22 protein-coding genes are annotated in these 19,289 nt (G+C 67.7%); 15 read left to right on the plus strand and 7 right to left on the minus strand.

The genetic code is table 11. The features are described 5' to 3' along the window. The first annotated feature begins 37 nt into the window (after positions 1-37). The 6 genes from VHP37_29385 to VHP37_29410 are packed head-to-tail and all read left to right on the plus strand — an operon-like array spanning position 38 to position 4,349. Complete coding sequence (locus VHP37_29385; protein HEX2830487.1) at positions 38-289, plus strand: PqqD family protein; 252 nt, start codon at positions 38-40, stop codon at positions 287-289. 4 nt (positions 290-293) lie between these two features. After that, on the plus strand, positions 294-1,292 hold the full coding sequence (locus tag VHP37_29390) for a radical SAM protein (protein ID HEX2830488.1): 999 nt from the start codon (positions 294-296) through the stop codon (positions 1,290-1,292). Further along, entirely contained in the window at positions 1,277-2,209 is a 933-nt protein-coding gene (locus VHP37_29395) for a prenyltransferase (protein HEX2830489.1), read from the plus strand. Before VHP37_29390 ends, VHP37_29395 begins: the two co-directional genes overlap by 16 nt. Further along, the gene (locus VHP37_29400; protein ID HEX2830490.1) at positions 2,206-3,189 is read left to right on the plus strand and encodes a radical SAM protein; all 984 of its coding nucleotides are present in this window, start codon (positions 2,206-2,208) and stop codon (positions 3,187-3,189) included. Before VHP37_29395 ends, VHP37_29400 begins: the two co-directional genes overlap by 4 nt. Continuing rightward, entirely contained in the window at positions 3,177-3,332 is a 156-nt protein-coding gene (locus VHP37_29405) for a hypothetical protein (protein HEX2830491.1), read from the plus strand. Before VHP37_29400 ends, VHP37_29405 begins: the two co-directional genes overlap by 13 nt. A gap of 15 nt (positions 3,333-3,347) precedes the next feature. Beyond that, complete coding sequence (locus tag VHP37_29410) at positions 3,348-4,349, plus strand: radical SAM protein (GenBank protein HEX2830492.1); 1,002 nt, start codon at positions 3,348-3,350, stop codon at positions 4,347-4,349. A 31-nt stretch (positions 4,350-4,380) separates the two neighbouring features. Here VHP37_29410 and VHP37_29415 read toward each other — a convergent pair whose 3' ends face one another. From VHP37_29415 to VHP37_29430, 4 genes are read right to left on the minus strand one after another with little or no spacing between them, the layout of a single operon-like run. Then, positions 4,381-4,965, minus strand: a complete 585-nt coding sequence (locus VHP37_29415; protein HEX2830493.1) for a NapC/NirT family cytochrome c — start codon at positions 4,963-4,965, stop codon at positions 4,381-4,383. Between the two features lie 7 nt (positions 4,966-4,972). Continuing rightward, positions 4,973-5,257 carry a cytochrome C' gene (locus tag VHP37_29420; GenBank protein HEX2830494.1) on the minus strand — a complete coding sequence of 95 codons (285 nt, stop codon included), beginning with the start codon at positions 5,255-5,257 and terminating at the stop codon, positions 4,973-4,975. A gap of 34 nt (positions 5,258-5,291) precedes the next feature. Further along, positions 5,292-7,397: an MtrB/PioB family decaheme-associated outer membrane protein gene (locus tag VHP37_29425; protein HEX2830495.1), complete on the minus strand. Its 2,106-nt coding sequence runs from the start codon at positions 7,395-7,397 to the stop codon at positions 5,292-5,294. 18 nt (positions 7,398-7,415) lie between these two features. Next, positions 7,416-8,351, minus strand: coding sequence for a DmsE family decaheme c-type cytochrome (locus VHP37_29430; GenBank protein ID HEX2830496.1), 936 nt, complete (start codon positions 8,349-8,351; stop codon positions 7,416-7,418). Positions 8,352-8,533: 182 nt separating this feature from the next. On the opposite strand from VHP37_29430, the gene VHP37_29435 reads away from it, so the two are divergent. Further along, a complete protein-coding gene (locus tag VHP37_29435) occupies positions 8,534-9,505 on the plus strand; it encodes a tripartite tricarboxylate transporter substrate binding protein (GenBank protein HEX2830497.1) in 972 nt (323 codons plus the stop codon). A gap of 57 nt (positions 9,506-9,562) precedes the next feature. Here VHP37_29435 and VHP37_29440 read toward each other — a convergent pair whose 3' ends face one another. Together VHP37_29440 and VHP37_29445 are read right to left on the minus strand one after the other, a co-directional pair. Beyond that, positions 9,563-10,615 carry an LLM class flavin-dependent oxidoreductase gene (locus tag VHP37_29440; protein HEX2830498.1) on the minus strand — a complete coding sequence of 351 codons (1,053 nt, stop codon included), beginning with the start codon at positions 10,613-10,615 and terminating at the stop codon, positions 9,563-9,565. Between the two features lie 10 nt (positions 10,616-10,625). Next, positions 10,626-11,684, minus strand: coding sequence for an LLM class flavin-dependent oxidoreductase (locus VHP37_29445; GenBank protein HEX2830499.1), 1,059 nt, complete (start codon positions 11,682-11,684; stop codon positions 10,626-10,628). 99 nt (positions 11,685-11,783) lie between these two features. Between VHP37_29445 and VHP37_29450 the strand changes: the two genes are divergently transcribed. Continuing rightward, positions 11,784-12,974 (plus strand): CoA transferase, encoded by a 1,191-nt coding sequence (locus VHP37_29450; protein HEX2830500.1) that lies wholly within the window; start codon positions 11,784-11,786, stop codon positions 12,972-12,974. Here the strand turns inward: VHP37_29450 and VHP37_29455 are convergent. Continuing rightward, positions 12,945-13,928: an ATP-grasp domain-containing protein gene (locus VHP37_29455; protein HEX2830501.1), complete on the minus strand. Its 984-nt coding sequence runs from the start codon at positions 13,926-13,928 to the stop codon at positions 12,945-12,947. The genes VHP37_29450 and VHP37_29455 overlap by 30 nt on opposite strands. On the opposite strand from VHP37_29455, the gene ccmA reads away from it, so the two are divergent. The 7 genes from ccmA to VHP37_29490 all read left to right on the plus strand — a co-directional run bounded on the left by ccmA (position 13,927) and on the right by VHP37_29490 (position 19,281). Next, entirely contained in the window at positions 13,927-14,541 is a 615-nt protein-coding gene (gene ccmA / locus VHP37_29460) for a cytochrome c biogenesis heme-transporting ATPase CcmA (protein HEX2830502.1), read from the plus strand. The genes VHP37_29455 and ccmA overlap by 2 nt on opposite strands. Positions 14,542-14,545: 4 nt before the next feature. Continuing rightward, on the plus strand, positions 14,546-15,214 hold the full coding sequence (gene ccmB / locus VHP37_29465; protein HEX2830503.1) for a heme exporter protein CcmB: 669 nt from the start codon (positions 14,546-14,548) through the stop codon (positions 15,212-15,214). Positions 15,215-15,280: 66 nt separating this feature from the next. Beyond that, positions 15,281-16,048: a heme ABC transporter permease gene (locus tag VHP37_29470; GenBank protein HEX2830504.1), complete on the plus strand. Its 768-nt coding sequence runs from the start codon at positions 15,281-15,283 to the stop codon at positions 16,046-16,048. Then, on the plus strand, positions 16,045-16,233 hold the full coding sequence (ccmD, locus tag VHP37_29475; GenBank protein HEX2830505.1) for a heme exporter protein CcmD: 189 nt from the start codon (positions 16,045-16,047) through the stop codon (positions 16,231-16,233). The genes VHP37_29470 and ccmD overlap by 4 nt, the downstream gene beginning before the upstream one ends. Next, positions 16,230-16,703 carry a cytochrome c maturation protein CcmE gene (gene ccmE / locus VHP37_29480; GenBank protein ID HEX2830506.1) on the plus strand — a complete coding sequence of 158 codons (474 nt, stop codon included), beginning with the start codon at positions 16,230-16,232 and terminating at the stop codon, positions 16,701-16,703. The genes ccmD and ccmE overlap by 4 nt, the downstream gene beginning before the upstream one ends. Next, positions 16,700-18,691: a heme lyase CcmF/NrfE family subunit gene (locus tag VHP37_29485; protein ID HEX2830507.1), complete on the plus strand. Its 1,992-nt coding sequence runs from the start codon at positions 16,700-16,702 to the stop codon at positions 18,689-18,691. The genes ccmE and VHP37_29485 overlap by 4 nt, the downstream gene beginning before the upstream one ends. A gap of 5 nt (positions 18,692-18,696) precedes the next feature. Further along, positions 18,697-19,281, plus strand: coding sequence for a DsbE family thiol:disulfide interchange protein (locus VHP37_29490; protein ID HEX2830508.1), 585 nt, complete (start codon positions 18,697-18,699; stop codon positions 19,279-19,281). Positions 19,282-19,289: the final 8 nt, after the last annotated feature.

Below are 19,289 nucleotides of genomic sequence, written 5' to 3' on the forward strand. Positions count from 1 at the left end.
TCCCCCGGCGCGCGGGAACGGCGGATGATCTATCGCCATGAAGCTCGCCAAATTCGTGAAGTTCCGTGAGGAAAAATTCGGCGGCGTGCTGTTCGAGACGCGGGCCGAAAAAGTGTTCACGCTGAACGCGACCGCGACCGCGGTGGTGCGCGAGATCGACCGCGGCGCGCCCGAATCCGAAATCCCGCAGCGCCTGCGCGAGCGCTTCCGCGACGACAGCGGCACGATCGACCGCGAGGCGCTGGCCTTCATCGCCGAGCTCAAGCACAAAGGCCTGGTGGAGAGCTGACGCGATGGCGGCTGTCGCAACCGCCGTAAGTGCCTCCCCGCGGCCCGCCGGCACACCTGCGGCGACGTCTTCGGGAGACCTCGGCGCGCCGCTCTACCTCGCCTGGCAGGTGACGAACGAGTGCAACCTCGCCTGCCTGCACTGCATCGAGGAGAGCGGTCCGGGGAAGAAGTTCAGGGACGAGCTCACCGACGCGCAGGTGTTCGGCGTCCTCGAGCAGGCGCTGGACCTCGAGGTGCCGTATCTCTCGTTCTCCGGCGGCGAGCCCATGCTGCACCCGCGCTTCTTCGAGATGGTGGAGTACGTGTGCCGTCGCGACGGCCAGCTCAAGGTCGAGACCAACGGCCACTACCTCACGCCCGAACACTGTGCACGGCTCAAAAGCCTCGGCGTCAAGGCGGTACAGGTGAGCCTCGACGGCGCGAGCCGCGAGACCTTCAACCGCATGCGCGTGCGCGGCGACTTCGACACCGCGGTGCAGGGCATGCGCAACCTCGCGGCGGCGGGCGTGCCGATGGAGGTCAACTACTCGCCGACCCTCTTCAACACGCACGAGATCGGCAGGGCCGTCGACCTCGCGGCCGAGCTCGGCGCCTACAGCTTCTACACCGGCCGCACCATGTACACCGGCAATGCGGTGAAGACGTGGCAGAAGCTGGCGCCCACCGAGGCGCAGTACCAGGGGTTCTTCGACACGCTGCGCGCGAAGACCGATGAGTATCGCGGCCGCATGCGCGTCTATTTCCATGAGATGGGCCTGCTCGAGGAGCTGCGCTACCGCCTGCAGCATCCGGCCGCGCTGCTGATCGTCCTGCCCAACGGTCTGGTGAAGCTCATCAACGCGCTGCCGTTCGTCTGCGGCGATCTGCGGCGCCAGACGCTGTCCGAGATCTGGGCGAGGTTCCAGACCGCGTGGCAGGACCCGCGCGTCGCCGATTTCGTCGACGCGCTCGCGCACGATCCCCATAAGACTTCGACGCTGCATCGATGGGTTTATCTCTGACCACACCGCCGCACGCGCGCGCCGCCGCCGCAGCTTCGCCCTGGCGGCGGCTCTGGCTCGTCATGAGCCTCGTGCGCTACCGCTTCTTCCTCTACGCGGGTCTGCTGCCTTACCTGCTCGGCGCGGCGTGGGCCTACGCGGTCGAGGGCCGCTTCGACGGCGCGGTCTTCTGGAGCGGTCTCGCGGGCGTCGTGCTGTCGGTCGTCGGCGTGGAAGCGTTCAACGAATACTTCGACGACCGCATGGGGACCGACCGGGTCTTCAATCCTGCCGATCTGCCGCCGATGGGATCAAAGGTGCTGTGGCTCGGCGTCGGCGCGTTCGCCGGCGCTTTGGCCGTGGGCATCTATCTCACGGTTCACGGCGGCTGGCCGATTCTCGCCTTCGCGCTGCTCGGCGGCCTCGCGGCGATCTTCTACGTGGCGCCCCCGATACGCTGGGCGTATCGCGGCCTGGGAGAGACGGTGATCGCGCTGTCGTACGGGCCGTGGATGGTGCTCGGCAGCATCTACCTGCACACGGCACGCGTGTCGTGGGATGCGCTGTGGGCTTCGCTCGTTCCCGGGCTGCTCATCATGGCGCTCGCGGTCGTGAACGCCATTCCCGACTATCACCAGGACCGTCTCGTCGGCAAGCGCAACCTCGTGGTGCGCCTCGGCCGGGAGCGCGGGGTATGGCTCTATCTCGGGCTCGCGGCTGCCGGGATCGGCGTCGCGGTCGCGGGCGTGCTGGCGGGCGTGTTCCCGGTGTGGTGCCTCGCGATCCTCGCCGCGCTGCCGCTGCTCGTCGCGAGCGGCCGCGTCGCCGTCATGACCTACACGAGTCCTCGCGCTTTCGTGCCGGCGATACGCGCGATCGTCGGCTGCTATCTCCTCGCCGTCACGCTCTTCAGCGCCGGGGTGCTCGCGCGCTTATGAAGCCCGGCGAATTCCTCGGCGCGCCGCTGTTCCTGTGCTGGCAGCTCACGCGGGACTGCGACCTGTGCTGCCTGCACTGCTGCACCGAATCGGCGCCGGGAAAGCGGCTCCCGGACGAGCTCGGCGCCGCAGAGGCGCTGCGGCTCGCGCACGAGATCGTCGCCAACGGCGTGCCGTACGTGATGCTGTGCGGCGGGGAGCCCCTCGTCGTTCCGCACTTCCTGGACGTCGCGCGCACCCTCGGCGAGGCCGGGGTGCAGCTCAAGATCGAAACCAACGGGCAGCGCCTCGACGCGTCCGTGCTCGAGGTGCTCGCGCGTCTGCCCGTGCGGTCCATCCAGGTGAGCCTCGACGGCGACAGCCAGGCGGTGTACGGGCGGCAGCGCCCGGGGGGGCTGCTGGCGAAAGCGCACGCGGCGTGCCGCGCGATCCGCGACGCCGGGCTGCCGCTCGAGATCACGTTCGCACCGACGCGGCTCAACCTCCACGAGGCCGAAGCGGTGATCGAGCGCGCGCATGCGCTCGGTGCGTTTCGGTTCAACAGCGGCAAGCTCATGCGCATCGGCACCGCTGCCCGACTGTGGAACCGGCTCGCGCTGCCGGACAGGGATTTTGCGGTGTACGCCGACCTGCTCGCCCGCGCTTCGCGCGAGTATGCCGGCCGCATGGAGATCGTCTATACGCCGTTCACGATCGAGGACGCGCTGCGCGCGAGCATCCAGGCGCCGCCCGCGACGCTCCTGGTGCTGCCGAACGGCTGGGTCAAGGTCGCCGCCGCGCTGCCGCACATCTGCGCCGACCTGCGCGAAGTGCCGCTGGCGAGCGCGTGGCGCGCGTACCAGCGCGCGTGGCGGGATCCCGGGGTACTTGCCGCCGTGCGCCGCGCGGCGGACGATGTGAGGTGTCACGCGGACGCCAACGACTGGCGGCGCGTGGCGATTTCGGTCGCTGTCAGAAAGGAGGCCGCATGGGCGACATGAAGGTGACGCTGCAGGAGACGAAACCGAAAGAAGAAGCGAAGGCCGAGAAGATCCGGCCCGACGACAGGCCGAGCTGGGAAACGCCCCGCATGGAGGACGTCTCCGAGCAGGTGATGGCGCAGCCGTACATACGCTTCACGTAACCGTCGTTGGCTTCCATGCCCGGGCGCGCGGTCGAAGAGTACCGCGCGCCGCTCTTTTTCGCGTGGCAGCTCACCAACCGCTGCCGCGCGCGCTGCCTCGGCTGCTGCGAGGAGTCCGGTCCCGACAAGGCGTGGCGGGACGAGCTCACGCGCATTGAAGCCCTCGACCTCGCGCGTCGCATCGTCGAGGCGGGCATCCCGTACGTCGCCTTCGGCGGAGGCGAGCCGATGGGCGTGCCGCATTTCTCCGAGATCGTCGACGTGCTTGCCGCCGGCGGCGTCGCGCTCAAGATCGAGACCGACGGCTCTCATATCGACGACGCGTGCGCTGACCGCTTTGCACGGCTCGGCGTGGAATGCGTGCAGATCTCGGTCGACGGCGCGAGCGCGGAGTCGCACGAGCGCATGCGGCCCGGCGGCAGCTTCGCCGCGGCGACCGCGGCCATCCGGCGTCTCGAAGCGCGGGGCATCGCGCCGCAGCTCGTCTTCGTGCCGACGCGCTGGAACATCGGCGAAGCGTGCGCCGTATACGATCTTGCGGCGGAGCTGGGCTGCAGCGCGTTCGTCACCGGACCGCTGATGCGCATCGGCCGGGCGGCGGCCGCGTGGGACGCGCTCGCGTGCGGCGCCGACCGGTGGACGGCCGCGGTCGGCGCGTTGCGCGATCACGCGCAAGCGCGGGGCTCGCCGACCGCGCTCTCGATCTATCCGTGGGACATCCTCGGCGAGCTCAAGGAGCGGCTCGCAAGCCCGCAGGCGATGCTGCTCGTCGTGCCCAACGGCAAGGTGAAGCTCCTGAACGCGCTGCCGTTCGCGCCCGCCGACCTGAGGCGCGACACCCTCGGGCAGGCGTGGGACGCGTACGTCGCCGCGTGGCGCAGTCCCGCGGTGCGCGCGTTCATCGAGCGCTGCCTCGAGGATCCGAAGCTGCTCGCGCACGCCAACGAAACCTGGGAGAGCGCGAAGCCGGCAGTGCGCATATCCGGGTCAGAGTCACATTACAGAGCCGAAATCTGACTCTGACCCGGATTTTTATGCGACGCAGTCGTTACTCCGCAGGGGCGGTATGCGCCACGCCCTTGTGGCATTGGATGCACGTCGCCTTGCCCTCGAGCACCTGCTGGTGCATGGGCTGCACGAAGTCCTTCTGCTTCTTCAGAACGTCCGGTGTGAACTGATGGCAGGTCCGGCAGTTCGCCGAATCGTTCGCCTCGAACTCCGCCCACACCGCCTTCGCCATCCGCAGCCGTTCTTTCTTGAAGAGCTCCTCGGTCGCGATCACCCCGCGCATCTCGCCGATCGCGTCCTTGATGCCGGCTTTCGCCTTGTACCAGAGGAGGTGGGGGTACTCGTGCGGGATGTGGCAGTCGTGGCACCGGGCGGCGACGCCGGTGCGGTTGGCGCCGTGCACGCTCACCCGGTGCTCGGCCGCGACCCACTGCATCGAGTGGCACGCGGTGCTGCAGAACGCGTCGGTGCCGGTCGCGGCGACCATGACTTGCGTCCCGACCGTCATCGCGAAACCGATCGCAATGCCGAGGACGACGAGCGCCAGCACCGACCATCTCGCGCTCGGGCGGGTCAGGCCCCGCCACGAGCGCTTGATGAATCCGCCTTCCGGTTCGGAGCTCAAGCCGGGCCTACTTCATCGACAGGACGTGCGTGACCGCCGCGTTCAGCTCGGCGTCCGAAGCCGACACCTTCGGATGGCCCTTGCCTTCCTTGAGCTTGGCGACGATATCCGCGGCTTTGGCATCCTTGTTCTTGGCCGCGATGTCCTTGTACGACGGTCCCACCTTCTTCTTGTCCGACTCGTGACAGTTGTTGCAGCCCTTCGCCTTCAGCACGTCCGGACCGGACTGGGCGAGCGCGACTCCGGCGGCGAGCGCGGCGGCGACGGTGAAGGCCTTGACGACGATTTTCATGACGATCCTCCGAGGTTGAGAGTGGACGACAGCGTTACTGCCAGCGGAAGTAGTAGGACAGACCGATGAAATGGACTTTCTGGTGATCGTCCTGGGTGAGGCGCGTGCCGTCGATGAACACCCAGCTCGGCCAGGTCCAGTCGTTGGTGCTGAAGCGGTCGAAGATGTAGTTCAGGCGCAGGCCCGACCGCTTGTCCAGCGCGTACTTGCCGAACAGGCTCAGGCGCGTGAGCCGCGTGGTGATGTTGGGCAGCGACGTGGGGACCGCGTTGCCGGGCGGATTGGCCGGCATCTGGAAATAGGTGTCCTTGATGTCCGAATAGGTGAGGTCGCCGCCGATCTCTATCCGCGCGTTCGGCTTGCCGCGGAAACCGATGCCGACGTTGTCGCTTTCGTTGGTGACCGACGCGTTGTAGGTCGGGTCGGCGGCGGTGTTGGGGCACACGCCCGCGGCGCTCGCCGCCTCGCAGGTGCTCTGGTCGGCGCGGGTCTTGTTGCGCGTGTACCAGACGTTCGCCTGCCACTTGTCGGAGAACGTGTAGCCCGCGTCGATCGAGTAGGTATACGCCTCGCCCTTGCGCGGCCCCAGTCCCGATCCGTCGCGGCCGCTGTAGCGGTCGTCGGCCCAGTCGGCGAAGAACTGCACGTTCAAGGCATCGATCGGATTCCAGTTCGAGGACACGCGGACCTTGTCGCGCTTGCGGTCGGCGAGGTGGATCGGTGCGATGAGGTTGCTGCCGAGCGCGCCGCCGTTCTGCGTGGTGGTGATGAACGGCGAGCCGTCGCGGTCGCTGTAGACGTAAGCGATGGCGCCGGTCAGCGTCTCCGACATCGAGCGCCGCAGCTCGACGCGGTACGACCATTCCTCGGTTTTCTCGCGATAGCTGACGATGCGCACGTCCGAGGTGTTGCGCTTCTTCTCCTCGTACTCGATGCCCCCGGTCAGCCTCAGCGCGTACGGAAGCATGTAGCTCGCCTCGCTCGAGCCGCGCGTGGTGCGTATGGAGCGCGGCTCGTTGACGCCGGTGGCGGTGCTCCCCGGCGCGGTGAAGAACTGCACGACGGGCGTCTTGTCGTCGCGATCCTCGTAACGGAAGTCCGCGCGCAGGGTGAGCTTCGGCAGCGGCCGGGAGATGACGCCCATCTGCGCAAGGGTGGTGTCCACCTTGCCGTCCAGGTTGTTGCCGACCCCCGGCGCGAGCGGCACCGCCGCCCCGGTGGGGAAGGTGTCGTTCTGTCGCGCGGTGGCGTACGCCGTCTTGAACGTGGCGCGCGTCGTATTCGTGAAGCCGTAGCTCCCCGACAAGTGGACCTGGTGCGAATGGTTGTCGGGCGGCAGCGCGAGCGGCGTGAACGCGGTCGTGCCGGGCGTGGCGAGTGCTGCGACGCCGCCGACGACGTCGAGCTGGTTGAACTGATTGTTGAACATCGTGCCGTAGTAGCCGCCGGTGAGCTGCAGCCTGTCGCCGCTGTAGCTCAGCAGCACGTCGAGCTGGCGCATCGTCTGGTTGATCGGCTCGGGCGTGAACTCGAAATTGCCGAACGTGCCGGGGGGGCCTCCGCCCGTGGTGCCGCGTCCCCAGATGCGGTTGCCTTCGCGATGGTCGTTGCGGAAGCGCACCGACATGTCCAGACCGGGCGCGAGGATATAGTCGACGCCCGCGCCGAGGACCTCGCGGGTCGTCTTGAGCTCGAAGGCGGACGTCCCGGGGGTGAACGTCCCGGGCACCGTCACGGTGCCGGAGCCGATGCCGGTGACCGACGTCACCGCGGTGTACGGCTCGTGGCGGGGTATGCGGGTGAAGTCGAGGAACGCGCCCCAGCGGCCCTGGCGGTTCAGCTCCAGCAGCGCGCTACGATTGTCGAGCCCCAGGCTGCGGCCTTCGATGCGCATCCACGTGCCCGTCGTCTCGTCGCGCCGGACGATCGACAGGTCGATCAGCGGGTAGACACCCTCGTTGGTCAGCCCGTTGTATTCGCCGAAGCGGCGCGCCGAGTCGGTCGCGTAGCCGATGCCGCCGGTGACTTTCGAGACCGGCTTGGTCGGATCGAAGTCCGCCTCTGCGGCGTAGGCGCCCGAAATTGCCCCCAGGACTGCGGCGCAGACCCCGGTCAGGCGAGCGGTATGGCGTACGTGCATTCCGATCCCTCCCCGTGGTCAGCGCCTGAACGTGCGCTCGTTGGAAATGTTCGCCGGGTTGTTGCTGCCGTGAATGTTCGTATGGCAGTTGGCGCAGCCGCGGGCGAGCGTGTTGGCGCCCGTGCTCGTGCCGGAGAGCGTCGCAAAGTTGCCGCGATGGCTGGTCGGCTCGTGGCACTGCTGGCACAGGAACGGCTGTCGCGCCTTCAGCAGGTTCGGATTGGTCGTGCCGTGCGGGTTGTGGCAGATCGAGCAGTCCTCCTGCACCGGCTGGTGGGTGCGCACGAACGGGCCGCGCTTGTCCATGTGGCACGCGTAGCAGGTGTCGTTCACGTTGTCGCGCACCATCATCTTGGGACTCGCCGAGCCGTGGGGGTTGTGGCAGTCGGAGCACGCCACGAGTCCCTCGCGGATCGGGTGGCGGTAGGTGCGGTTGATCTGGACGCGCTGCTCCTTGTGGCATTTGAAGCAGGTCTCGGACTGGGTGAGCTTGTCGCGCGTCGGGTCGTGATTGGTATGGACGGTATGGCACGACGAGCAGGTGACGTCGCGCGCGGCGTGGGTGCCCGTCGTCCAGTGCACGCGCTTGCCGCCTTTGTGACAGGCGAGGCAGACGTCGTTCTTGGTCTGGGGCGAGACCGTCTTCGACGACAGGTTGAGCGCGCCGGTGCCTTTGCCGCCGCCTTTGGCCGCGTGCTCGAGGGAGCCCTCGCCGTGGCACGCGATGCAGCCGCCGCGGGTCGCCGGGGCGCGCTGGTCGGTCTTGGTCCCGTGCTTGGACGCGGCGTAGGTGGCGAAGTAAGGCTCGTGGCACGCCTTGCACACCTGTTCCGCCGATTCCTTGGCCGGCGGCGCGGGCTGCGCCAGCGCGTCCAGAGTGACGGCGAACGTCAGCAGCACGATCGCGAGGGCTGCCCAAGCCGTGGTCGAGCGTCTTCCGGCGCTTTGTCGCATGGCAATTCTCCGTCCACCGGCAAGCTTTTTTGCGGGTTACGGGAAGCTAGTCGGGAAGGTTGCCGCCAGGCTATTGGACTTTGGTCCACACCCGAGGCCGGCACGCGGCAAACCTTGACTCACGCGCAGCGCGGCGACACATTCTCCTCGCGCTCACGATTCGACATAACGAGGAGAACCGCGTGGCAAAGCTTTGGTGGCTCGCGCTGAGCCCGACGCTGTCGCTAGTACCCGCACTCGCCCATGGCCAGGGTTATCCGTCCAAACCGATCCGCATCATCGTCCCGTTCGTGCCCGGCGGGAACATCGACATCACCGCGCGCACGATCGCGCCCGGGCTCACCGAGGTCCTGGGACAGCCGGTGATCGTCGAGAACCGGGGCGGCGCGGGCGGGAGGATCGGCACCACGCTGGTCGCCAAGTCGCCGCCCGACGGTTACACGCTCGTCCTCGGCGCCCCCGGCACGATGGTGGCCCAGCCGGTGTTCCACGAGGGCATCGAGTACCAGCCGCTGCGCGATTTCGTGTACACCTCGCGCATCACGCTGGTGTCGAGCGCGCTGGTCGTGCATCCCTCGCTGCCGGTGAAGAGCGTCAGGGAGATCATCGCGTTCGCGAAAGCGCGCCCTGGCGAGCTGCTGATGGGATCGGCGGGGCAGGGCTCCGGCACCCACCTGCAGGGCGAGCTCTTCCAGTCGATGGCGAAAGTCAAATTCACCCACGTGCCGTACAAAGGGGGCGCGGCCGCGTCCGCCGCCATCCTGAGCGGACAGGTGCATCTCGCGTTCGACCAGGTCAGCTCGTGCGGGCAGTTCGTCAAAGCGGGCAAGCTGCGCGCGCTCGCGGTGACGACGCCGCAGCGCTCCAAGCTCCTGCCCGAGGTGCCGACGATCGACGAGTCCGGGCTGCGCGGCTACGACTATTCGACGTGGACGACGCTCGGCATTCCGGCCGCGACCCCGAAAGACGTCGTGCAGAAGCTGCGCGAGGCGGTCGATGCGGTCATCGCGCAGCCGCGCACGCGCGACGCGTTCGAGAAATTCGGCGCCGAAGTGGCGCCGAACTCCGCGGAAGCGTTCACGCGCACCCTGCAGCAGGACCTGGCGCGCTGGACGCGCATCCGCAAGGAGACCGGCATCAAGATCGACGGCTAGCGAGGGCGAGGCCGCCATTCTGCGACGCGCGGCCCCGGAGAAGCCGAACTGAAGACGCTACGCGGCGATCCGCTCCAGCGGCGTCGGCTTCGCCGCGTGCAGCGCCGGCAGCAGCTCTTCCGACATCAGGCGGATGCTCGACAAAGCGTTGGACAGCGGCATGCCGAGGAAGTGGGTGCGGAACACGAAGTGGGTCACGCCCAGCTCCTCGATGTAAGGTTGCAACTGCTCCCAGCAATCCTCGGGCGAGCCGATGACGAAGCGCTCTCCCACCAGGTCCTCGAACGATTTGTCGATGCGCTCGTGCTCGGGCATCGCCTTGTCGCTCTCCCACTTCGCGTACGCCTTGTACTTCTCGGCGATGTACGGCGCGCCCAGCTCCATCGCGGCGGCGCGGCTCTTCGCGCAGTAGATCTCGATGCGGCAGGGGTTCTCTTTGGGCAGCGGCTTGCCGAGCTTCGTCAGCTCGGCCTTGTACAGCGCCAGGCGCTCCTTGTGCGTGGACAGCGTGGCCTTGGGGCTGTGGTAGAGGCAGTCGCCCAGCTCGGCGGCGCGGCGGATCGCGTTCGGATGCTTGGCCGCGAACCAGATCGGCGGATGCGGCTTCTGCACCGGTTTGAGCGCGAGGTGCGCGTCCCGCAAGATACACGTGTCGCTCTCGTAGCTCACCGTGTCCTCGGTCCACAACCGCTTGGCGACGGTGAGGCATTCCTCGAAGCGCTGCACGCGCTGTCCCTTGCGCACGCCGAACGCCTCGAACTCCGCGGTGCGATAGCCGAGCCCGACGCCGAACACCAGGTTGCCGCGCGAGATCACGTCGAGGGTCGCGATGGTCTCGGCGGTGTAGACCGGGTTGTGCAGCGGCGCGAGCAGCAGCCCCAGGCCCATCGTCATGTCGCCGGCGTCGGCGGCGAGGCGGGCGAGGTAGGGCACCATCTGCAGTCCCTGGTTGCCGCCTTCGTTGAGGTAGTGCTGACCGCAGAAGTACGAATCCCAGCCGCGGTCGCGCGCGAGCCGCACCATCACGATCTGCTCTTCGAGCGCGCTCACCATGTCCGCGCCTTCGAAGTACTGGGCGCTCAGCATGAGACCCGCTTTCACTCCGCTCATTCCCACTCCCTCACAGCTTCTGGATGATGTTCTTGGCGTAATCCCGGACCATCTGGTATCCGCGCTCGAGCGGAAAGTTGCACATGAGCTGGCGCACGCCGCGGCGTTCCAGCTCGCGTACCTGCTCCAGCACTTCGGCGGGCTCGCCGACGATGCAGAAGCGCCTGATGACTTCGGGGGTGACGAAGCGCCGCTCGTCCGGCGCGACGTACGCGTTGTGGCTCTCGTGCATGATCTTCTGGCGCTCGGCTTGCGGGCGCGCCATGTGGAACGCGAGATAGTCCTCGAAGATCGGCAGCAGGAATTCCGGCGGATCCTCGCCGTATTCGAGGTGCCGGTCGACGACCGAATGCATGGCCGTCATGATCGCCGGGCCGTATTCGTTGACGATGCGCTCGGAGTCCACGGCCTCGCCGCGATCGAGCACCGCGAAATTCACGCGCACCGATAGATGGAAGTCACGCAGGGAGCGGTCGCTTCTTTCCGCACCCGTCCTGATCTGCGCCTGGATCTGCTCCAGCGTGCCGCCGCGCGGGATGTGCGTGGTGAGGCCGTCGGCGATCTCGCCCGCGAGCGCCTGCGCCTTCGGGCCGTAACCGGCGAGATACATCGGGATCGGTTCGCTGAGGTTGCGATAGCCCTTGTCGGAGTGCATGAAGCGAACAGTGTGTTTCTCACCTTCGTATTCGTACTCCGCGTCTTTACCGCCAAGCAGATTGCGCGCGAGGCGTGCGTAATCCTCGAAGTCCTTCAGCTTCATCGGCTTGCGGCCGAGGAGGCGCATGCCGGTGTTGCCGGTGCCCAGCGCCACGAAGCAGCGTCCCGGCGCGACCATGTTGAGCGTCGCCATGCCCGCGGCGAGCGTAGGCGCGAGGCGCAGTCCGGGCACCGCGACGCCCATGCCGAGCTTCATCGTCTTCGTCTGCTGCGCTGCTACGGTCAGGAACACGAACGCATCGGAGCGGATGAGCGGGCTGTCGGTGACCCACAGGTGCGTGAAGCCGAGCTTCTCGGCTTCGGTCACGTACTCCATCTCGTCGAGCTTGGCCCAGGTGAGTCCGAATTCCATTGCGGTTCCATGTGTACGCCGGCGAGCGTACATGTTACTTGAGGGCCGGCGCCATTCTTCGCGGCGTATAATTCGGCGCCTCTTACAGGAGTGTTACGGATGACGGAGAACGATCTGCCCTTCGAAGGCGTGAAGGTTCTGGATCTGTCGCAGGGGGTGGCGGGGCCGTATTGCGCCATGCACCTCGCACGCAACGGCGCGGACGTGATCAAGGTCGAGCCGATCGGTTCGGGCTGCTGGAGCCGCCAGCTCGGCAGGCCGACCGGCGATCACACGGCGCATTCGGTCGTCGTCAACCGCGCGAAGCGCTCGCTCGCCGTCGATCTCAAGACCGCCGAAGGTGTGGCCATCGTCCAGCGGCTCGCCAGGGATTGCGACGTCGTCCTGCACAACTACCGCGTCGGCAAGATCGACAAGTTCGGGCTCGACTACGCGAGTGTTGCGAAGGTCAATCCGGAGGTCATCTACCTCTGGATCACCGGTTTCGGCCCCAAGGGACCGCGCGCCGATCAGCCGGCGACCGATTCGGTCATGCAGGCGTATACGGGGATGATGTCGATCAATCGCGGTCCGACCGGCGTGCCCCAGCGCATCGAGATGCTGGCGATCGATTTCTCGACGGGCCTGTACGCGTTCCAGGGCGTGGCGGCCGCGCTGTACAGGAAAGCGATGAAGGGCCGCGGCGCCTACATCGAAACCAGCCTGCTGGAGTGCGCGCTCGCGCTGCAGGAAGGCGCGATGATGGAGCACCATCTTCAGGGCGGCGCCGCGGAGCCCATCGGCATGCCTGTGGGCATGTTCAAGACGAAGGACGGCTACATGAGCGTCAATGCGCGGCGCGAGGAGCACTTCCAACGCCTCGCCAGGCTGCTCGGCAAAGAAGAATGGATCGCCGATCCGCGCTATGCCGACGCGCGCGCACGCGTGAAGCACCGTGACGAATTGATGGCGGCGCTGCGGCCGATCTTCGAGACCCGGACGTCCGACGAGTGGGTGGAGCTGCTGTCCAGCATCGACATCCTGAAAGCCAAGGTCAACACGTACGAGGATCTCTTCAAAGATCCGCAGGTGCAGGCGGTCGACGCGGTGCACTGGATCGAGAACGACACGCTCGGGCGCGTGCCGATGGGGACGATCTGCGGCCAGCGCGTGCCCGCGAACGGCGACCCGCTCACGCACGCCCCGCACGTGGGCGAGCACACCCGCGAAGTCCTGGCCGAGCTGGGCTACGGCGCCGGCGACATCGAAAAGCTCGAAGCCTCAGGCGTCGTCGGTAGCCATCGGGCTTGAGCCGTCCGTAACGCTCGGGAACAGGCGCTCGAGCTGCGCGTTGCGGTCCAGACCTGCGGCGGCGAGGCTCGTGGCGAACGCCGACCCCGCACCGACGAGCGGCGCCACGTCGCATTCCAGGAAGTAGAGCCGGTCGCTCCGCGCTTCGTGAATGAAATCGACGCGCGCCGCCCAATCGACGCGGAGCGTCGCGGCGATCCGCAGCGCCTCCGCACGCACGCGTGCAGCGAGCCGTCGTTCCGTGACCGGCGCGAGGCGCGGCCGCAGTACGTACTTGCGCAGGAACGTGTACATCGCGCCTTCCGGGATGCCGATGCGTAGCGGCGCGCCGGCCTCGCCGTTCAGCACGCCGATCGTCATCTCGGCGCCGCGGACGCAGCGCTGGACGATGTAGCGGTCGCTGCGCCGGCCGGCGGCTATCGGGCCATGCGTATAACGACGCAGGCCGATGGAATCCGAGCCGAAGCGCGGCTTGAGCACGCGCGCAAAGTCGATGCGGTCGGCTTCGGTTCCAAGCTCGGTATCCGGACAGGTGAAACCGGCCGCGGCGACGAGGCGGGTGGCGGCGTACTTGTCGTAGCAGCGCTTCATCGCCTCGAAACCCGGACCGATGTACGGCACTCGCGCCGCCGACAGCGCCTCCGCGGCCGTGAACATCGCCGGATCGGACAAGCGCAGGATGCGCTGCGCAGCACCCTCATCGTCGACGGTGGAGCGCCCGAAAGCGGCGCACCGCACGCGGTGGCCGGCGCGTCGAAGCTCGTGCGCGATTCGGCGCGCTTCGCTGCGATGGATCCATGCGAGCGGATGCGGCCGCCAGGGGTCGTGCACCAGGATGAATGTCACCGCGCCAATGGTACGACGCGACATCCGGCCGCGTCGCCTGTATTCTCGCGGTCCATGAAAGCACTCTCCACAGGCGGCGCGCGGCGTCGTTGCGTCGCGGCGGGCCATGCTTGAAGCGCTCGATCTCGAGTGCGTTCGCGGCGAGAGAACCCTGTTCAGCGGGCTCGACTTCACCCTCGAGCGCGGCGCGCTGCTGCGCGTGACCGGCAGGAACGGCAGCGGCAAGACCAGCCTGCTGCGCATCGTGTGCGGGCTGACGCCGCCGGCGCAGGGCGAGGTGCGCTGGGACGGGATCGACGTCCGCAAGCTCGGTGAAGAGTACGCGAGGCAGCTCGTCTACGTCGGCCACGCGAACGCGCTGAAGGACGATCTCACCGCACGCGAGAACCTGCTGATCTCGTCGGAGCTGGCCGGCCTCGCGACGACGGACGACCAGGCGCAGGATGCGCTCGATCGTTTCGGCGTCGGCCACTGCGCGCCGCTGCCGGCGCGCGTGCTGTCGCAGGGCCAGCGCCGGCGCACCGCGCTGGCGCGGCTCGCGCTCTCGCCGTCGGTCCCGCTGTGGGTCCTCGACGAGCCGTTCACCGCGCTCGACACCGCCGCGGTCGACGACCTGCAGGCGCTGATCGGCTCGCACGTGGCGCGCGGCGGCTCGATCGTGCTGACGACGCACCAGGAAGTCGCGATCGCGGGTGTCGCCGGGCGCACGCTGGACCTTTAGAGCGATGCTGCGGACGCTGCGCCTCGTCATCTACCGCGATCTGCTGCTCGCGATGCGCCGGCGCACCGACATCGCGAACTCGCTATTGTTCTTCGTAATCGTCGTGTCGCTGTTTCCGTTCGGCGTCGGGCCCGAAGTGAACCTCCTGCGCGCGGTCGCGCCGGGCGTGCTGTGGGTCGCGGCGCTGCTCGCGTCGATGCTCGCGCTCTCGCGCATGTTCGCGGCGGACTTCGCCGACGGCACGCTGGAGCAGATGCTGCTGTCGCCGTCGCCGCTCACGATCGTGGTGATGGGAAAGGTGATCGCGCACTGGCTGCTCACCGGCCTGCCGCTGGTCGCGTTGTCGCCGGTGCTCGCATTGCAGTTCGACATGCCTGTGGAAGCCATCGGGATACTCGTGGCGACGCTCGCGCTCGGCACGCCGGTGCTGTCGCTCATCGGGGCGATCGGCGCGGCCCTGACCCTCGGCGTGCGCGGCTCGGGCGTGCTCACCGCGCTGCTGGTCCTGCCGTTGTACATCCCGGTGCTGATCCTCGGCGCGGGGGCGGTCGACGCGGCGGCGGGGGGGCTCGACGTCTCCGCGCACCTGTCGCTCATGGGCGCGCTCCTGCTGTTCGCCGCGGCGTGCGCCCTTTGGCCCGTCGCCGCGGCGCTGCGCATTGCGGTAGAGTGAGGCCCGCCGCGGGACCGCTTCGGCTTCCGGGTACTGACGGCTTCGCCTAAAATACGACCGCCGACCATGCCGCACGATCAGGCCCTGCAGGGCCGCCGCCTCAACGCTTTCACCTTCGCTTCCCCGCAAACGTTTTTCCCGCTCGCGGGAAAGATGGTGCCGTACTTCGCGTGGGCCGCGGCGGTGCTCGCCGCGATCGGCCTCTACATCGGCTTCTTCGTGGCGCCGACCGATGCGACCCAGGGCGAGTCGTACCGCATCATCTTCATCCACGTTCCCGCCGCATGGATGTCGATGTTCATCTACGTCGTCATGGCGTTCTGGGCGGCGATGGGATTGATATTCAACACGCGTCTTTCGGGCATGATGGCCACCGCGCTCGCGCCGACCGGCGCGCTCTTCACTTTCCTCGCGCTGTGGACGGGGGCGCTGTGGGGCAAGCCGACGTGGGGCACGTGGTGGGTGTGGGATGCGCGGCTCACTTCGGAGCTCATCCTGCTTTTCCTGTACTTCGGCTTCATGGCGCTGCACTCGGCGATCGAGGACCCGCGCCGGGCCGACAAGGCGGCGGCGGTGCTCGCGCTGGTCGGCGTGGTCAACGTGCCGATCATCTATTTCTCGGTGAAGTGGTGGAACACGCTGCACCAGGGCGCCTCGGTGAGCCTCACGGCCGCGCCGACGATGGCCGCGACCATGCTCTGGGGCATGCTCGTGATGGCGCTCGCGTGCTGGATGTACAGCATCGCGGCCGCGCTCGCGCGCGTGCGCTCGATCATCCTCGAGCGCGAACGGCAGACCGACTGGGTCGATGAATACGTGAGGTCGCGCGCATGAATTGGGGGAGCTTCGGCGACTTTCTGGCGATGGGCGGCTACGGGCTCTACGTGTGGGGATCGTACGGCGTCGTCGCCGGTCTCATTGCCATCGAGGTGGTCTTCCTGGCGCTCCGCCGCCGCAACATACTCAACCACCTCGGGCTGATGGCGAAGAGCCGCGGCCGTAAATCGGGGGCAGCATGAAACCACGTCACAAACGCTTCGGGCTGATCGCGCTCGGCGTCGCAGCGCTCGGGCTCGCGGCCTATCTGGTGCTCAACGCGTTCGAAAAGAACCTGGTGTTCTTCTTCACGCCGACGCAGGTCGCGGCGAACGAGGCGCCGAAAGAGCGCACGTTCCGCATCGGCGGCCTGGTGCAGGCGGGCAGCGTGCAGCGGCAGGCCGACGGCGTGTCGGTGAAGTTCGTCGTCACCGACACCGCGCAGAACATCCCGGTCGTCTACAAAGGCGTGCTGCCCGACCTCTTCAAGGAGGGCAAGGGCGTGGTGGCGCAGGGCAAGCTCGGCCACGACGGCGTGTTCGCCGCGAGCGAGGTGCTCGCCAAGCACGACGAGAACTACATGCCGCCCGAAGCGAAGGAAGCGGTGGACAAGGCGCATGCCGCCGGGCTCGCGCAGAAGACCGGCAAATCGCTGCAAGGAGGCTCGCCATGATTCCGGAGCTCGGGCAGTTCGCGCTCGCGCTGGCGCTGTGCCTCGCGCTCGCCCAGGCGGTGTTCTCGCTGGCGGGCGCTGCGCGCGGCAACGTCGCGTGGATGGCGGTCGCGCGTCCCGCGGCGCAGGGGCAGTTCGTCTTCATCGTCATCGCCTTCGCGTGCCTCACCTACGCGTTCGTGACCGGCGATTTCTCGGTGCAGTACGTCGCGCTGAACTCGAACTCCAAGCTGCCGATGGCCTACAAGGTCGCCGGCGTGTGGGGCGGCCACGAAGGCTCGCTGCTGCTCTGGACGCTGATGCTCGCGGTGTGGACGACCGCGGTGACGGTCTTCAGCCGCAAGCTTCCCGAGGAGATGGTCGCGCGCGTGCTCGGCGTGATGGGGCTGGTCAGCGTCGGCTTCCTCCTGTTCATGCTGTTCACGTCCAACCCGTTCGACCGGCTGTTCCCCGTGCCTGCGGACGGCAAGGATCTCAACCCGCTGCTGCAGGATCCGGGCATGGTGTTCCACCCGCCGATGCTCTACATGGGCTACGTCGGCTTCTCGGTCGCGTTCTCGTTCGCGATCGCGGCGCTGCTGTCGGGCAAGCTCGACGCGGCGTGGGCGCGCTGGTCGCGCCCGTGGACGACCGCGGCGTGGCTCTTCCTCACGCTCGGCATCGCGCTCGGCAGCTTCTGGGCGTACTACGAGCTCGGCTGGGGCGGCTGGTGGTTCTGGGACCCGGTCGAGAACGCGTCGTTCATGCCGTGGCTCGTCGGCACCGCGCTCGTGCACTCGCTCGCGGTGACCGAGAAGCGCGGCACCTTCAAGAGCTGGACGGTGATCCTCGCGATCTTCGCGTTCGCGCTGTCGCTGCTCGGCACGTTCCTCGTGCGCTCGGGAGTCCTTACATCCGTGCACGCTTTCGCCACCGATCCCAAGCGCGGCATCTTCATCCTGATCTTCCTGTCGATCGTGATCGGCGGCTCGCTCGCGCTCTTCGCGATCCGTTCGCCCAAGGTCGGGCTCGGCGGCGCGTTCGATCTGGTCTCGCGCGAAGCGATGCTGCTCACCAACAACGTGCTGCTCATCGTCGCGGCGGCGTCGGTGCTGCTCGGCACCTTGTATCCGCTGGCGCTCGACGCGCTGGGGCTGGGCAAGATCTCGGTCGGGCCGCCGTACTTCGATACCGTGTTCGTGCCGCTCATGGTGCCGGCGCTGATATTGATCGGCGTGGGGCCGATCGCCCGCTGGAAGAGCGCGAGCCTCCCCGACCTGGCGACGCGGCTCAAGTACGCGTTCGTGGCGAGCATCATCGTCGCGCTCGTCCTGCCGTTCACGATGGGCAAGTGGACGTGGGGCGTGAGCGGCGGCTTCCTGCTCGCGGCGTGGATCGCGTTCACGACGCTCGCCGCGCTGGTCAACCGCCTCCGCTCGAGCGCGGGCGCGACCTTGGCGGCCAAGGTGAGGGCGTCTTCCGCGAGCTACTACGGCATGCTGCTCGCGCACTTCGGCGTCGCGGTGTTCGTGGTCGGGGTGACGATGGTGACGGGCTACGGCACCGAGACCGACGTGAAGATGGAGCCGGGCACGACCGCGCACCTCTCGGGCTACACGTTCCGCTTCGACGGCGTGCGCGAGATCGACGGGCCCAACTACGTCGCGGCGCGCGGGACGATCGAGGTCACGAAGGACGGCAAGCGCGTGACGGTCATGCATCCCGAGAAACGCATCTACACCGTGCAGCAGATGCCGATGACCGAAGCGGCGATCGACAGCGGCTTCGCGCGCGATCTCTACGTCGCCATGGGCGAAGCGGTGTCGCCGACCGCTTGGGTGATCCGCATCTGGGTGAAGCCTTTCGTCGACTGGATCTGGTTCGGCTGCGTGATCATGGCGCTCGGCGGCCTGCTCGCAGCCAGCGATCGCCGCTACCGCATCGCGCCGCGGCCGCTGCCGCAGGCGGCCGCGCGGCCGGCCGAGGCCGCGCCCGAACCCGTGAGGTAAGTTCAATGACGACCGAAGCGATACCGAAATCCCCCGAAGCCTCATCGAACAAGCCCTCGTATCTCCGCTATATCCTGCTCGTCGCGTTCCTCGCGCTCGTGGTGCTGCTCGGGATCGGGCTCACGCTCAACCCGCGCGAAGTGCCGTCGCCGCTGATCGGCAAGCCGGCGCCCGCGTTCGAGCTGCCGCAGCTCCACGAGCCCGGCAAGACCTTCGCGCCCGCCGACATGAAAGGCCGCGTGTGGATCCTCAACGTGTGGGCGTCGTGGTGCGTATCGTGCCGCCAGGAGCACCCGGTGCTCATGGAGCTCGCGAAGACCGGCGTGATCCCGATCTACGGCCTCGACTACAAGGACCAGCAGGACGACGCGAAACGCTGGCTCCAGCAGTTCGGCAACCCGTACAAGCTCTCCGCGGTCGACGCCAAAGGCCAGGTCGGCATCGATTACGGCGTCTACGGCGTGCCCGAGACCTACGTCATCGATAAGCGCGGCGTGATCCGTTACAAGCAGATCGGCCCGGTCACGCCGGAGGTGCTGCAGTCGAAGATACTGCCGCTGGCGAGGCAGCTGGAAGCGGAGAATACGTGAGGCGTGAC

It is taken from the genome of Burkholderiales bacterium, assembly GCA_036262035.1.
In the GTDB taxonomy this organism is placed as follows: Bacteria; Pseudomonadota; Gammaproteobacteria; order Burkholderiales; family SG8-41; genus JAQGMV01.